The organism is Pseudobdellovibrionaceae bacterium (assembly GCA_020635075.1).
Taxonomy (GTDB): Bacteria; Bdellovibrionota; Bdellovibrionia; order Bdellovibrionales; family UBA1609; genus JADZEO01.
Genome location: JACKAM010000002.1, coordinates 479,934 through 495,148, shown reverse-complemented (window position 1 = coordinate 495,148; position 15,215 = coordinate 479,934). Strand labels below are relative to the sequence as shown.

At 50.5% G+C, this 15,215-nt stretch carries 15 protein-coding genes and 1 riboswitch; of the genes, 8 read left to right on the top strand and 7 right to left on the bottom strand.

Annotated features, from left to right (window positions below):
• Positions 1–11 precede the first annotated feature (11 nt).
• A riboswitch (molybdenum cofactor riboswitch) is annotated at positions 12–135 on the top strand.
• From H6624_11980 to H6624_11955, 6 genes are all read left to right on the top strand, one after another.
• Positions 126–1,331 carry a molybdopterin molybdotransferase MoeA gene (locus tag H6624_11980; GenBank protein ID MCB9085060.1) on the top strand — a complete coding sequence of 402 codons (1,206 nt, stop codon included), beginning with the start codon at positions 126–128 and terminating at the stop codon, positions 1,329–1,331. (Overlaps the previous riboswitch by 10 nt.)
• A 4-nt stretch (positions 1,332–1,335) precedes the next feature.
• Positions 1,336–2,295: a GTP 3',8-cyclase MoaA gene (gene moaA / locus H6624_11975; protein ID MCB9085059.1), complete on the top strand. Its 960-nt coding sequence runs from the start codon at positions 1,336–1,338 to the stop codon at positions 2,293–2,295.
• Between the two features lie 4 nt (positions 2,296–2,299).
• Entirely contained in the window at positions 2,300–2,773 is a 474-nt protein-coding gene (moaC, locus tag H6624_11970) for a cyclic pyranopterin monophosphate synthase MoaC (protein ID MCB9085058.1), read from the top strand.
• Complete coding sequence (gene mobAB / locus H6624_11965) at positions 2,751–3,848, top strand: bifunctional molybdenum cofactor guanylyltransferase MobA/molybdopterin-guanine dinucleotide biosynthesis adaptor protein MobB (GenBank protein MCB9085057.1); 1,098 nt, start codon at positions 2,751–2,753, stop codon at positions 3,846–3,848. The genes moaC and mobAB overlap by 23 nt, the downstream gene beginning before the upstream one ends.
• Position 3,849: 1 nt before the next feature.
• Positions 3,850–4,098: a MoaD/ThiS family protein gene (locus tag H6624_11960; GenBank protein ID MCB9085056.1), complete on the top strand. Its 249-nt coding sequence runs from the start codon at positions 3,850–3,852 to the stop codon at positions 4,096–4,098.
• 4 nt (positions 4,099–4,102) lie between these two features.
• Positions 4,103–5,677, top strand: coding sequence for a ThiF family adenylyltransferase (locus H6624_11955; GenBank protein ID MCB9085055.1), 1,575 nt, complete (start codon positions 4,103–4,105; stop codon positions 5,675–5,677).
• 16 nt (positions 5,678–5,693) lie between these two features.
• Here the strand turns inward: H6624_11955 and H6624_11950 are convergent, their stop codons facing one another.
• From H6624_11950 to H6624_11940, 3 genes are all read right to left on the bottom strand, one after another.
• Positions 5,694–6,218: a helix-turn-helix transcriptional regulator gene (locus H6624_11950; protein ID MCB9085054.1), complete on the bottom strand. Its 525-nt coding sequence runs from the start codon at positions 6,216–6,218 to the stop codon at positions 5,694–5,696.
• A 121-nt stretch (positions 6,219–6,339) separates the two neighbouring features.
• On the bottom strand, positions 6,340–7,485 hold the full coding sequence (locus H6624_11945) for a PQQ-dependent sugar dehydrogenase (GenBank protein MCB9085053.1): 1,146 nt from the start codon (positions 7,483–7,485) through the stop codon (positions 6,340–6,342).
• Between the two features lie 2 nt (positions 7,486–7,487).
• Positions 7,488–8,096 (bottom strand): protein-L-isoaspartate(D-aspartate) O-methyltransferase, encoded by a 609-nt coding sequence (locus tag H6624_11940; protein MCB9085052.1) that lies wholly within the window; start codon positions 8,094–8,096, stop codon positions 7,488–7,490.
• Between the two features lie 133 nt (positions 8,097–8,229).
• Here H6624_11940 and H6624_11935 point away from each other — a divergent pair, with 133 nt between their 5' ends.
• Positions 8,230–8,622, top strand: coding sequence for a VOC family protein (locus H6624_11935; protein MCB9085051.1), 393 nt, complete (start codon positions 8,230–8,232; stop codon positions 8,620–8,622).
• Here the strand turns inward: H6624_11935 and H6624_11930 are convergent.
• Genes H6624_11930 through H6624_11915 form a run of 4 tightly spaced genes read right to left on the bottom strand, consistent with a single transcriptional unit; the run spans position 8,594 to position 14,500 of the window.
• A complete protein-coding gene (locus H6624_11930; protein ID MCB9085050.1) occupies positions 8,594–10,495 on the bottom strand; it encodes an ATP-dependent metallopeptidase FtsH/Yme1/Tma family protein in 1,902 nt (633 codons plus the stop codon). The genes H6624_11935 and H6624_11930 overlap by 29 nt on opposite strands.
• A 38-nt stretch (positions 10,496–10,533) precedes the next feature.
• Entirely contained in the window at positions 10,534–11,433 is a 900-nt protein-coding gene (locus H6624_11925; GenBank protein ID MCB9085049.1) for an efflux RND transporter periplasmic adaptor subunit, read from the bottom strand.
• 2 nt (positions 11,434–11,435) lie between these two features.
• A complete protein-coding gene (locus H6624_11920; protein MCB9085048.1) occupies positions 11,436–13,802 on the bottom strand; it encodes an FtsX-like permease family protein in 2,367 nt (788 codons plus the stop codon).
• Entirely contained in the window at positions 13,796–14,500 is a 705-nt protein-coding gene (locus H6624_11915; protein MCB9085047.1) for an ABC transporter ATP-binding protein, read from the bottom strand. Before H6624_11915 ends, H6624_11920 begins: the two co-directional genes overlap by 7 nt.
• A gap of 52 nt (positions 14,501–14,552) precedes the next feature.
• Here H6624_11915 and H6624_11910 point away from each other — a divergent pair, with 52 nt between their 5' ends.
• Complete coding sequence (locus H6624_11910) at positions 14,553–15,179, top strand: class I SAM-dependent methyltransferase (protein ID MCB9085046.1); 627 nt, start codon at positions 14,553–14,555, stop codon at positions 15,177–15,179.
• Positions 15,180–15,215: the final 36 nt, after the last annotated feature.

The following is a 15,215-nucleotide window of genomic DNA, read 5'->3' as shown; positions in this document are numbered from 1 at the left end:
ATTTCATTGGAGTTTATAGAGGTTCCTGACCTCTTCAGCCTAAGGGTCGATAGTTGATCTAAGGAGAAGAGGCGATACGGCTAAGGGGAAACCCTTATGCTTCCCGGAATTGGAAGGGAATCACCATGATCTCGGTTTATGAAGCCCAAGGGCTTATATTCAAAGCGACCCAGTTGCGGCCTAATATCAAGGCCGACATCAACAATCCTACTTTTCAGGTTTTAGCTCAGGACTTGTGTGCTGATTCTCCACTACCTCCATTTGATCGGGTGGCCATGGATGGAATTGCCGTCTGTCTGGCGGGGTGTGAGCCAGGACAACTTGAGTTTTCACTGGAGGGAATTCAAAGGGCCGGAGAACCACGGAAGACTTTGCAGAATTCCAAGTCGGCCCTTGAGGTCATGACGGGAGCGGTGCTCCCCGCAGGTTGTGACACAGTTATTCGCTACGAGGACGTGAAGATTGAAAAGGGTGTGGCAAAAGTGACCGCCCCCGAGGCTCTGGAACTGGGTAAACACATTCACCAAAAAGGCAGTGATCATCAACAGGACGAAGTGGTTGTTGCTAAAGGGACGCCATTGACCGGACCTGTTTGGGCTGTAGCGGCCTCCGTGGGCTGTGATCCAGTCGAAGTGGTGTCGCGGCCAAGGGTGGCCGTGATTAGTACCGGAGACGAACTGGTCGATCCCAAGTGTCAGCCCGAACCCCATCAGATCCGTCGCTCCAATTCGTTTGCCATTCAAGCCTCTCTGTTTGGACGGGGCTATGCTGACGTTGATGTTTATCACTTGCCTGATGAAGCCGAGGTGGTGACCCGGGAGTTGGGACGCTGTCTGAAAGACTACGATGTTTTGGTCATGACGGGTGGGGTATCCATGGGCAAATTTGATTTTATCCCGGCCGCCTTGAACGACCTTCAGGTCAGAGAAGTTTTTCACAAGGTCCGGCAAAAGCCAGGGAAGCCATTTTGGTTTGGCCTGTCTCAGGGTAATAAGCCGGTGTTTGCTCTTCCAGGCAATCCGGTTTCCTCCTTGATTTGTCTGCATCGTTACGTTTTGCCCGCTTTGGATCGTGCCATGGGGTTTCCTGAGGTTGGACAGGAGTATGCGATTCTTCAGGAAGAGGTGGTGTTCAAGAAACCTTTGGCGCTTTTTCAGCCGATAAAATTGAGTTTCAACAATGAGGGGCAGATCTTGGCAAGGCCTGTTAAAGGCAATGGGTCTGGAGATTTCTCCTCATTGGCATTGAGTGATGGATTTGTTGAATTGCCGGATAACAAGGAGAGCTTTGCCAAGGGTGAGGCCTACCCTCTTTTTCGGTGGAGGTATTAAGGCAGTGGCGACTGTTCAAAATTCAGCTGAGTTAAAAGACAACTATGGACGCAAGATGCGTAAACTGCGGGTCTCCTTGTTGGATGCCTGTAATTTTCGCTGTTTTTACTGCATGCCCATGAAACCCCAGTTCATGTCCTCGAAAAAGTATTTGGCTCCTCAAGAGCTGGTGAGGATTTGTTCGCTGATGGTGGATCAAGGGATTGAACAGATTCGGCTAACGGGCGGTGAGCCCACTCTGCGTAAAGAGTTCAAGGAAATCATGGTGGGACTGGCGGATCTTCCACTGAAGAAGCTGGGACTCACCAGCAATGGATTTTGGTTGGAGCAACATCTGGATTTTCTTTATGATCTCAATTGCCGCCATATCAATATCAGCCTAGATAGCCTGAACAGAAATCAGTTTAAGGAAATCACCCGCGTTGATGGTTTGCACAGGGCTCTGGAGTCCATTCGCGCTGCTCACCAAAAGGGTATGGAGGTTAAGGTCAACACGGTGGTCATGAGGGGAATCAATGACCATGAGATTGAGGACATGGTGCGCTTTGCAGATGAAGAGGGTATTGAAGTCCGCTTTCTCGAACTGATGAGAATTGGCCAGGCCTGTGGTGATCAAAAGGACATGTTTGTCTCGGCCAAGGAAATCTTGGCTCGGGTGTCAGCCTTCGGTGAATTGGTCGTGGACGAGCGTGAGGCTGATTCGACTTCATTTAACTTCAAGACTCCAAATGGCGGATCTGTGGGCTTTATTGCCAGCGAGTCTATGCCTTTTTGCCACACCTGTTCCCGTCTGCGTCTGTCGGCCGACGGAAAGTTGCGGGCCTGTTTGATGTTGGACAAAGGATTTGATCTTAAGAATATGACGGACGAGGAAATCACTGCTGCTGCCCATCGGGTCATACATTTTAAACCATACGAGCGCCTGGATGAGGTGGCTCAGGACATGAATCAGATTGGGGGCTAAGACGATGTTGACCCATTTGGACAAGAAGAACCAACCCACCATGGTCGATGTTTCCGAAAAGACAGCGACCTTGCGCACGGCATGGGCACAGAGCAAAGTGTGGTTGCCAGCAGAAGTCAGAGCCCTGATTTGTGACGGAGAAATCCAGAGCAAAAAAGGACCCGTGTTTCAAACGGCGGTGATTGCGGGCACTATGGGTGCCAAAAACACCTCAGCCATGATTCCCTTTTGTCACCCTCTTCCACTTGAGTCCTGCAAGATCGAAGTCAAACTTGATGATGAAGGACAGGTGGTCATTGATTGCCGGGTGAAGGTTCATCACAAGACGGGCGTTGAAATGGAAGCCCTGGCGGGAGCGACGATCGCAGCACTCACCGTCTACGACATGTTGAAGGCTGCATCCAAAGACATGAGAATTCTGGAAACTCGCCTGGTCGAGAAGACAGGAGGCAAAAGTGACTTTGTTTCACCCCTTTGAAATTGCTTTTTGCGGCTACTCCGGAAGTGGCAAGACGACCTTGATTTCCCGATTGTTGCACGAGTTTCGTGACGAGCGCCGGGTCGGCTATGTCAAACACGATGCTCACCGTTTTGAGATGGATCAGCCCGGTAAAGACACATACGTGGCCCATGAATCAGGGGCTGGCCAGGTTTTTATTAGTGACTCGTCTCACCACGCTTTTGTGAGTGATGGCCACTTGGATCGAGCCATGGCGCCCATGATGTTTGAAAACTGTGAGTGGGTGTTCGTCGAGGGCTACAAAAAGGAGTTGGTGAATAAAGTTTTGATTTTGGATGAGGCCGGGAAGGCCTGGCAGGCCTTTCAGGATGGGGAGTTTCCCAATGTGGTGGCCCTAGTCGGCGCTGATGTAGAGGGGCCGGAATCTCCATTGCCCTACTACCACCGTGATGATGTTTTTGGCATTAAGGCCTTTGTTGAGAGTTTTATGGCCGCAAAGACATCTGAAACTCCCGTTTTTGGTTTGGTTTTGGCTGGCGGTCGTAGCACGCGCATGGGTCAGGACAAGGCATCTTTGCAGTACCAGGGGCAGACTCAAGTGGATAGGGCTTTTAATGCTTTAGCCGAAAGCTGTGAACGGGTCTTTGTTTCGGCTCGTCAGGATCAGTGGCAGGATGGCAAATTTGATCACCTTCCTCAGATCACTGATCGCTATTTGGGGTTTGGACCCTTGGGCGGAATTCTATCCGCCATGGAAGCTCATCCCAATGCAGCCTGGCTGGTGGTCGGTTGTGATCTACCTTTCGTGGATGAAGCCAGTGTTCGGGACTTGGTGCAAAGTCGCCAGGCCTACAAACTGGCAACGGCCTTCACGAGTCCTGTAGATGGATGGCCAGAGCCGGTTTTTGCTCTCTATGAGCCTCGCTGCAAAGGCCGCATGTTGAGGTTTTTGTCTCTCGGTTACACCTGTCCGCGTAAGGCTTTGATTAATTCAGATATTCATTTGGTTCATGCCAGTCGTCCGGAGTGGTTACGGAATGTGAACCACCCACACGAGTTTGAACAAGTCACTCAAGAGCTGGGAGGGATTTGATATGGCCAAGAAAACTGTTTGTGTCCGTTATTTTGCGGCCCTAAGGGAGCAAAGAGGCTTGTCGGAGGAAAAGCGTGAGACGCTGGCGGAAACTCCGGCAGAGCTTTATGAAGAACTGAAAACAGAATTTGGTTTTCCTCTGCGAATCGATCAGCTGCGGGTGGCGACCAACTCCACCTATGTTGAAATGACAGCTCCACTAAAAGACGGCGATGTCCTGACCTTTATCCCGCCTGTGGCTGGGGGTTGATGTTATGTTTAGACTCACCACTGAAGCCGTTGATCCAGTTGCTCTCAAGGCTGAATTGGAAGAGCCGCGTGCTGGTTCCATTGTCGTCTTTGAGGGTTTGGTGCGAAATCACAATGAGGGATTGTCAGTGGATTCCCTTGAATACGAGGCCTTTGCGGATCTCTGTTTCGCCGAAGCCGATCGTATCATGGGTGAGGCCAAAAAGAAGTTCGGCGTCTACGATGTTCGTTGCACGCACCGGGTGGGACATTTAGCGATCGGTGATATTGCGGTTTGGATTGGTGTCAGCTCGGCCCACCGCTCAGCCGGCTTTCAAGCCTGTCGTTTTATCATTGATGAGATTAAGACCAGGTTGCCCATTTGGAAAAAGGAGCACTACTCCAGTGGTGAAGCTGAATGGGTGAATTGCCAACAATGTGCCCAGGCGGTTCAAGGACACGACCACCATCATCACCATGGAGATGAAACCTGCTCGGGCCACCACCATCAGGAAAGTCTCAAGTTTACTGAGGAGGCCTATTATTCACGCCAGGTCAGCCTCCCAGGTTTTGGCAAAGAGGGACAACAGGCTTTAAGAGAGGCCCGTGTGTTGGTCATTGGTGCAGGTGGACTCGGATCGGCCGCCCTGCCTTATTTGGCGACGGCGGGAATTGGCACCTTAGGAATCAGCGATGGGGATTTAGTGGATGCCAGTAATCTCCATCGGCAGATTCTCTACGGCTGGAAAGATGTGGAGCACTACAAGGCGGACGTGGCGGCTGAAAAGCTCAAGGCCATGAACCCCTTTATTGAGGTGATTCCTCACCGTGAGCACATTGATTTTGAAAACGCCCAACGATTGATCTCCCTCTATGATGTGGTGGTTGATTGTACTGATAATTTTAAGGCCAAGTTCTTGATTCATGACTTATGCCGATTGCTCAAAAAGCCCCTCGTTCAAGCGAGCATTTTCCAAATGGAGGGGCAAATTCAGGTGTTTGATCCTCGGGTGGAGGCCGGTTGCTTGCGTTGTGAATGGCCAGTGATTCCAGAGGAAGGCTGTGTGGGAACTTGTGTGGATGCCGGTGTTTTGGGTGTGATTCCTGGTTATTTCGGTACTCTGCAGGCGATGGAGGCGATTAAGTTACTGATTGATTGGCAGTCCCCTCTGCGCCACCAGACCCAGTTGGTGGATTTGACTAGCGGACAGCAGATGCCCATCGAAAGAAGGCAAAACCCACGGTGCCCTTTGTGTGGGGAGAAGCCCAGTATCACCGGTATTGAAGTCGAAAACTACCAAGCCAAGACTAAGGATTTTGAAGTCGCCGGTCGAGTATTTGCCGATTTGGTGAAAGACTATGTTTTAATCGATATTCGTGGAGGCGATGAAAGGTCGCAGGACGGGGAGTGGGTGGAACAGATGGCCCATTTGCCTGGTGCCAGTGTCGAGCAGTGTGTTGCTTTTGGGGGCAACAAAGGTCCCCTGCTGATTGTTTGCCGCAAGGGAATTCGCAGTCGCAATTTAGTAGAGCAGATCCGCCAGGCCGGTTTTGACAAGGTTTATTCTCTTGCTGGCGGAACGGAAGGTCTGCTCTTTTAGGGAGTCTTTGGATTCACTACTCGCGAGGGCGAAGCTCTCGCAGGTACTTTCTCTCCTGAGCTGGCAATTTGCGATACAGGTTCTTTAAATGGGTCTTCACTGTGTTTTCTGAAATGTGAAGAATCCGGCCAATATCCTGATTTGATTTCTTCAAAAGAACCAAACCAACAATCTCCATCTCCCGATGGGTGAGGTTGTATTGACGGTACTTGGTCATTTCATTTTCCATCATCTCACTGAGCGGGATGGATAGAGTGATCAAGTGATTCCCTGTATTCACCAAAAAGACGTCATAGAGCCGATTGTTAACGCGGTCACCGGGGCATTGTCGGACACCAAGGTGAGCGTTCACGTCTTCATCGGGAATCTTGCAGGTGCCAAATACCCCAGTTGGACACCGGCCCTCATTCCGAGCTCCGCAGACGGTTGCACTTTCCATGTTTTGGTAGAGAATCTTCTTCTCCATGTCGGTCACACAGATGGCGATCCCAGACTTATTTAAGATCTCTTCAAGCGCTAGTCCCACGACTACCTCCTTCATACTAATCTCACCCGGGTGGGGAGGTATTGTCAAACCATCGAAATCAGGGGTGTCTCGTGATGAGACGGGTCAGGGGCTCAACTCCCATTCAGGCCTAAAGGACAGCAATGACTTCACAAAATTACTTACCGGGGGTGAGTTTCAGAACACGACCACTGTCAGTGGTGAGGTAAAGGTAGCCTGCTGGTCCTTCCACCACATGGCGGATTCTCTCGTTGAGATTTTTGAGTAATCTCTCTTCGTGAATCTTCCCGGACTCACTGAGATCCAGTCGGTTAAGGTGCTGAAGCTTAAGGGCTCCCGAAAAAAGGTGATTCTTCCAATTTTTAAAAACCCGGCCCGAATAAAAAGTGAGACCGCATGGAGCAATGGAAGGAACCCAGTAGTGAACGGGCTGTTCCATACCAGGCTTGTGAGTTCCTTCGCCAATGCTGGGTCCCCAATACTCTTTTCCATAGGTGATCACGGGCCAACCGTAATTCGCGCCCTTCTTGAGCTTGTTAATTTCATCTCCACCGCGGGGACCATGTTCCTGAGTCCAAATGTCATTGGTTTCGGGATGAATAGCAATTCCTTGCAGATTGCGATGACCGTAGGTCCAAATTTCCGGAAGAGCATCTTTGCGATCGACAAACGGATTTCCCTCGGCTGGCTTGCCATTTTCATCCAGGCGCAAGACTTTGCCATTATGGAAGTTCAGCATCTGAGCCTTCTCTCTTTTGCCCCGATCCCCCACAGTCATGTAGAGGAGTCCGTGGTCATCAAATACTAAACGCGATCCAAAGTGCACATCCGTATCCGAATCTGTCAGCGCGGTGAATAGCACTGTCAAATCGGTCAATTTGTTAGGATGTATAAACTTGGCCCGGGCCAGCTCGGTCGTCGATCCGGATTTGCTTTTCGTCGAGTAGGTGAAGTAGACCCACTGGTTGGCTGCAAATTTGGGATGTAGGGCGACATCAAGCAATCCGCCTTGCCCTTTAGCAATGACCTTTGGGCCTCCGGAAATCGATGTTGTGGATTTGGTTTTGGAATTGAGAAGGACAATCCCTCCGTCCCGCAGGGTCACAATGGCTTCATCTGGATTGAGGAATGCCAATCCCCAGGGAACATCTTTGAGCCGGACGATTTCATTGACTAAAAAGGTCTCCTTTTCGGATTTAACTGGCTTTGAAACAGCACTCTTGGCTTGGGCTGAATTAAATGGGCTGCTGATGCTTGCCAGTGGAGTCATTAGAAACAAAACAAACAGTTGTTTTCTCAACATACTCATACCTCTTCAGGGTCTCGTACGAGGGGAACAAATTGGACTTGCAGAAGATCTCTCGCAAACCACTCACTCCCTTGGCGTCGGTGAATCTGCAGAGTTTGGGACCAGTCTCCGACGGGGGCCAACAGACATCCCTCTGGGGTCACCTGTTCAAATAGAGCTTTTGGAATTTTACTGGGAGCTGCAGTCAGTACAATTCGATCGAAGGGGGCCATTTCAGGCCAGCCGAGATAACCGTCTCCCACCTTGAAGTGAACATTGTCGATCCCAAGTGACGCCAGGTTATCTCGGGCTAAATTTGAAAGGGAGGCGCGAATCTCCACGGTGTATACCTCTCCTGCCAGTTTTGCCAAAACGGCGGTGTTGTAGCCGCAGCCCGTGCCAATTTCCAAAACTCGCTCCTGACCAGAGAGATGCAGAGCTTCAGCCATGTAGGCCACAATATAGGGTTGGGATATGGTCTGGCCTTCGCCAATGGCGAGGGGTCGATCTCTATAGGCCATGGGTTGTAATTCGGGTGGGACAAAATTTTCCCGGGGGATTTTGAGCATGACTTCAAGGACCTCTCCGTCCTTGATTCCTCGGGCAACCAGTTGATTTTCCACCATTGCGCGGCGCTCATCCAGGCGATCCATGAAAACAGACTACCAGGTCAAATCACCTAAAGACTATTCCTATTGTTTGGTGTTAGCCTATTAGGCGAGATTTTTTCGCCCGTCTTAAGGCAAAGGAACTGAAGTCATGAGAATTCACCGTGCGCACACCATTCTTTATGTTGAAGATCAGGAAAGGAGCCGGGACTTCTATAGCAGGGTCTTGATGACCAAGCCGGTTCTTGATGTGCCAGGGATGACGGAGTTTCTTCTTGGTGGGCCCGCCGTCCTGGGGCTTATGCCCAACAAGGGAATTAAGAAGCTCTTGGGTGACGTCATTGTCGATCCAGAGACTGGCAGTGGTGTTCCTCGTGCTGAGCTCTACTTGGTGGTGGAAGACCCGACAATCATGTTCGAACGAGCAGTCAAAGAAGGAGCCAAAGAGCTGAGTCCGTTTGAGATGCGCGACTGGGGTGACCGAGTTGCCTATGTCCAAGACTTCGACGGTCACATCATTGCGTTTGCTCAGTCAAAGAAGTAGCGGCACTTCCTGAGACATTTCGCCCGTATTCGCCCCACAACTCAACAATTCGGTCGGCATCCAGGGTTTCTTCCTGAAGCAAGACTTCAACGCCTTTATTGATAAAAGTATCGTTTAAGCGAATACTCGTTTCAGCCAGGGATTCGGCTAATGAAAGAAAGGCCTTTATCTCCTGGTCAATCAGCTCTCCAGTTTTTTCACTAAATTCTCGTGGCATGGGGAATGGATTCGGACCCCGCAAAAAAGTACTGTCAGCTCTTTCAAATGAGCCCAGTCCCAGCTTTTCGCTCATTCCATACTGACTGACCATAGCGCGGGCAATGTCCGAAGCCTTGGCCAGATCATCGCTGGCTCCGGTGGAAACATCTTCGCACATGAGTCGTTCTGATGTGCGTCCTCCCAGAAGAACTGCAATCTTGCGCATCAGCTCCTCTCGGGTCATCAGATAACGGTCTTCCGTCGGCCGCTGTAAGGTATAGCCGAGGGCACCTATCCCCCTAGGAATGATACTTATCTTGTGTACCCGATCTCGACACTGAAGGGCCAGGGCCACAGTCGCATGGCCCATTTCATGAAAGGCTACCCGCCGCTTTTCGTCGGGATTCATAATTCGCTTTCGGCGTTCAAGTCCGGCCACAATTCTTTCGATGGCTGAGGTAAAGTCATTTGTTGTGACACTCTCGGCTCCGCGACGAGTCGCCACGAGAGCCGCCTCATTTACTAAATTGGCCAGATCTGCTCCCGAAAACCCGGGAGTAAGACTGGCAATGGCTCTTAGATCCACATCAGTGGACAGGATAATTTTTTTCACATGGATGTTCAGAATTTGCTCCCGTCCATGTTGGTCCGGATTGTCGATTAGAACCTGGCGATCAAATCGTCCAGCGCGTAGAAGAGCAGGATCAAGAATCTCCGGTCTATTGGTGGCAGCGAGAATGACAATACCGGACCGGGGATCAAAACCATCAAGTTCGGCCAATAGTTGATTCAAAGTTTGCTCTTTCTCATCGTTGGCACCCGTACCAGGATAGCCAGCTGATCGTGAGCGCCCCAGAGCATCCAGTTCGTCGATAAAGATAATGCATGGAGAAGTCTTGCGCGCTTGTTCAAACAAATCTCTGACTCGGGCAGCTCCCATGCCGACAAAAAGCTCAACAAACTCAGATCCATTAATAGAGAAAAAAGGCACACTGGCTTCACCGGCCACCGCTCGGGCCAACAGGGTTTTTCCCGTGCCCGGAGGGCCGACGAGAAGAATTCCCTTTGGCGACCGTCCACCAAGTCGGGAGTACTTGTCGGGCTCTTTCAGGAAGGAAACGATTTCTTCAAGTTCCTCTTTTGCTTCATCCACGCCAGCCACATCGGCAAAAGAAGTCTTGATTCCTTTCTCCATAAAAACACGGGCCTTGGATTTTCCGAAGTTCATCAGGCCACCGGTGGCACCGCCCATACGGTTCATCATCATGCGAAAAAAGAAAACCAGCAACAGGATGGGAAACAGCCAGGCGACCACAGTTTCAAGCCATTTACTCTTCATCGTTCCTTGAAATTTGACACCCTTATCGCGTAGCAAACGGGTAAGGTCCTTGTCATTAACAGGATAGGTGACAACGGCCTGCTGTTTGTCCACGCCCTCTTCCTGCAGGGAAGCAAAAATTTTTTCTTCGCTCAGGGTGACTTCTTTAACTTTGCCATTTTCAACTAAATCGAGAAACTCACTGTAGGAAACCTGTTTCCCGCCCTGGGATAAAAACAGGTACTGAATGAGGAGAAAACCCAGCCACACGACAAGAAATACGTTAAAGGGGTTCCGCCACCAGGGGCCGGCCTGGAGAGGCTGAGGGATTTTCTTCTTAGAGTCCTGATCTTCCATGCCTGGAAGACTTAGCCTGAATTGACTTTGTTTGCAAGTTAGCTAGCGGAACCAGGGGTTGGTTTTACGGCGACGCCGTCGTCAATTCGATCTCCTGGATAGAGAATGACTCGCTCTCCCTCATTTAGGCCGGAGCCGATGACAGATTTGAGGGGGCCTTGGTCAGAGATTTCAATTTCCCTAAGGTTTGCTTTGCCTTGGGTGAAGACAAAAACGGCCCACTTTCCACCCTTTTGAAACAAGGCCCCAGTGGGTACAGTGAGAACATTTTCCAAACGCTTCACCAGAATGCGACATTCGACTTGAAAGTGATCTCCCAGATTTAGCCACTGCTCACGGGGAGAAGTGATTTCAATAACCACATTCACCCGCTGCTCATCGACACCAAGAGCAGACACTTTGGTAAATGCCGAAGGCTCAATGCGCACGATCTTACCTTCAAGGGGTTGATCACCACCCCAGTTGGTGATCTCCACCTGATTGCCAAGGCTCAGGAGAATGGCATTAGAGGTTAGAACATCAACAACAATTTCCAGAGATTTAGGATCGCCAATTTCCAAAATCGGCTTGCCCTTGTAGATAAAGCCTTCGTCCTTGGTCAGTATTCGCAAGATACTTCCGCTGGCGGGAGCATGAACCACGCGATCATAGTCCCACTTGATTGTGACCAGTTTATCTCCCTTTTTAACAAAATCACCTGGGTCCCAATGAACTCGGGGCAGAACGCCGTCAACAGGAGAAGACACCACATATTTCTCTTTGACTCTGGTCCGGCCATCTTCGACTACGCGCTGTTCGTAGTCGCCAATTTCAACTGTACCCACGTCGACGGGAAGAGGGCGGGGAATCAAGGACCACACCACAACACCAATGATCGAAACAGTCAGAACAATTGTGGTGACTCTCTTTTTGACTAGATCACCCTTTTTTCGATCCATAGTTACCCCCTTGTCTTGAGAGCCTCATTAAAATCCAGGTTTCTAATTTTAAGCCAGAGCACCCAGGCACTAACAACAGCAGATACGGCCAAAGTCAGACCGCTCCAAGTGAAGGTGCTCATCTCAATCTTCATTGGAATGGCCAGCTCGTCTGGCGCCATGTAATCAATGATCGCTCGGGTCAAATAGTAGCCCAGCACCCAGCCTAAGGGAAGGGCTGCGACGCAAAGAATGAGAATTTCACCCATCAACATACGAAAGACTTCCCCACTGGTAAAACCCAAAACTCTGAGGCTGGCAAACTCCCAGGATCTTTCGCTTAAAGCAATGCGTGCACTATTGTAGACAATGCCAAAGGCAATAATGACAGAAAAAACAGTGAGAATGGTGGCAAAAACCAACATGAATTTTGCTGTGGTCTCATTGAATGTCTTCAGTGCCGCCGTTTTAAAGGTCACTGAAGAAATGGATGGGTAGTTTTTGAGTTCCGTATAGAGTCTCTGACTTTGCTCGCTGTCAGTTTTCAGTAGGACCGAATTGATCTTTGGTCCTTCTTTCATTAGGCGATGGAGGGATTCGTTTCGTGTGTACAGGAATTGACCGAGGAAATCATCCACCACGCCGGCGATAGGGAACACCCCTTTGGGGCGACGGCCCTCCAAGACCTCAATGCTGATTCTGTCTTGAGCCTTAATTTTAAGTTTGCGAGCCAGAGTTTGACTCATGACCAGACCATCTCTAGGGATATCGATAGGCTTGAGATCGGTATCCAAGATGGCTTTGAGGTGACTGATTGGGCCTACGCCAAAGAGGGCCGTGGTTTCAGTCTTAGGGCCATGGTAAATGCGAACTGGTACGGCGCGAAGGCCCTCGGCATGAATCACTCCGGGAAGGTTTTGGAGCTCATATAGGCTCTTAATGGGTAAAGGCTTGGTGAATGAGACCGAAGCATCTTCCTTTTGGATAAGGGAAAACTGCACGTGCATCAGGTAATCAATGGCGTCGGACCAAAACATGCCAAGAATGATGATGACGAGGGCAAAGGAAATCCCTAAGGCAGACACTAGAGATCTTAGGGGGCGCAGGCTGAGTCCCCTAAGAATCATTCTGCCCTCATTGGACAACTTATTGGGAATACCAGAGAGTTCCACCCAGCTGGAATGGTACTCCGCAGGGAGAGCCGGCCGCATGGCCTCCGCTGGGGGCATCTTAAAAATGCCATAGAGACTCTGGGCGACTCCAATGAGAGCTGAACCCCCACTCAGGGCAATGGACAACAGGGGTATATAGGCTGGCATTGTCTGCACGAGGACGGGAAAACGGAAAAACTGAGTGTAAAGCTGGGTCATGGACTCCGCCAGCCAGTAGCCTCCGGCAATGCCGAAAATGAGGCCCAAAGCAATAATCACCAGAGAAAGTTTGAGGTAATGCCCAGCGATTTGTTTATCGGCAAACCCGAGAGCTTTGAGAGTGGCAATCTGCTCCCGCTGGCTATTGATAATTCGACCGATGACCACATTGAGAAGAAAAGCGGCAACGCAGAGAAAGACGATGGGAATAATTGTGGCCTGGACCTTGAGGCCGCGGATTTCCTCAGTGAGAAACATGTTAGAGATCTGTTGTTTGCGGGTGTAGGAACCCACGCCACCATAGGGGAGAAACCATCGATCAATGGTCTTCACGATAGCCTTTTCGTTGGCGCCGGGGAGGACTGTGAGACTGAGACTGTTGAAAGCACCTTCCATATCAAAGCTGGCAGCAAGGCTATCTCTACGAATCCAGAAAACCCCAAAGTGGGCATCATCCGGTAAGGGACTAGAGCCTGGCAAAGCGTAAACGTATTCGGGAGAGACGGCGACGCCGACGACTCGAAGCTTTCTATAGCGGCCATTGAACATGGCCGAAATCTCCTGGTTGAGTTCCAGCTTATTAAAATCAAAGAAGGCCTGGCCGACCAAAACTTCGTTATCCTGTTCAGGAAGAGGCCAGCGGCCCTTTAAGACTTGAATACGATTGAGAGAGGACTGTTGCCCTCGGGGAAGAGAGAGAAACCTCCCCACCGCAGGCTCGTCACGTCCCTCCATGTCCAGGAGTAGATCAAATACCAATCGTTCCTCGACCTGACTGACTCCGGGCAGATTTTGAATACGAGATGCTAGAGATTTTGGGGCTCTTTTGATTTCGGCAAAAATATGACCAAATCGACTGTAATTGTAAAATGAGGATTGAGCGAGAAGGAGGGACTCGTAGGTGCTTAACATCCCAGCCAGGACGGCAACTCCGCAGGCCACCACCAAGGCGATGGTGACGACCTGTGCCTTCATGTGAAGGAGGTCACGCACCAGCTTGATGTCTAAATACTTTACCATCGAATGTCCTGAGCCGAGAGTTTGGTCTCGTTTTCGATGACCTCAACAATCTTGCCATCTGAGAGCCTCACCACCCGATCGGCCATTTGGGCAATGCTGGCGTTGTGGGTAATTACGGCTGTTGTTGTGCCCAGCTTCTGGTTGACGTGAGCAATAGCTTCGAGAACTTTTATCCCGGTGCGAAAGTCCAAAGCTCCAGTGGGTTCATCACAGAGAAGAATCTCCGGTTGCTTAGCGATGCCGCGGGCAATGGCCACTCGTTGTTGTTCGCCGCCGGAGAGTTCGGCCGGGAAGTGCTCAGCCCGATCCTCCAGGCCCACCAACCGCAGAGCCTCCATGGGGTCCATGGGGTTGTCGCTGACGTCGGTAACGAGAGCCACATTTTCTAGAGCCGTGAGGCGGGGAATTAGATTATACATCTGGAAAACAAAGCCCACATTTTTGCGACGAAATTGAGTGAGCTGATTGTCGTCTGCCTGAGAGAGATCCTGCTTGCCGTGAAACACCTGGCCGGCACTGGGGCTGTCGAGTCCGCCAAGAATATTGAGTAAGGTGGACTTGCCGCTTCCCGAGGCCCCAAGTAAGACCAGGAACTCGCCTTTGTGCAATTCGAAGTCCACCCCACGCAGGGCATGAACCTGCACTTCTCCCATTTGGTAGACTTTGGTGATTTGCCTTGCGCTGAGGACAATTTCCATGCTGTCAATATAGGTCTAATGTTTACCGGAGTAAAGGAAAGGGCCTTAACGGATGAATTGGTATGAGGATCACATTTTGCCGCGAATTATTGACTGGACTATGAGTCATCGGGAAGTCATGAAAATCCGGGAAAAATTTGTCACTGGCCTCGAAGGTAAGACTCTGGAAGTGGGGTTTGGGTCGGGGTTGAATTTGCCCTTTATGCCCGAAGCAGTGACGCGACTCATTGCGGTTGATCCTGCAAAGTTGGGTCGGAAGCTTGCTAAGAAGAGATTGGCCCAGTTTTCCCGACCGGTGGATTTTATTGATTTGGAGCCATCAGGTCGACTCCCTCTGGAGGATTCGTCGGTTGATTCGGTGCTTTCGACTTTCACACTTTGTACCATTGCCGATTTGAATCAGGCGCTTGAGGAAATTCTTCGTGTTCTCAAGCCAGGGGGACGGCTGGTGTTTGTGGAACACGGTCTGTCACCGGAACCTCATATCCAAAAGTGGCAAATGAGAATCAACCCTTGCCAGAAGTGCATTGGTGGTGGCTGCCATCTCAATCGCAAAATTGATGACTTCATTGCGAACGTGGGGTTCGACCTTGTCGAACTGAACAACTTTTACGCCAAGGGCCCCAAACCATGGAGTTACCTCTATCAGGGGTGGGCGCGCAAACCCTTCGGCAATTGAGCAAAAAAAAAGGGCGACAGAAGTCGCCCTTTTGCA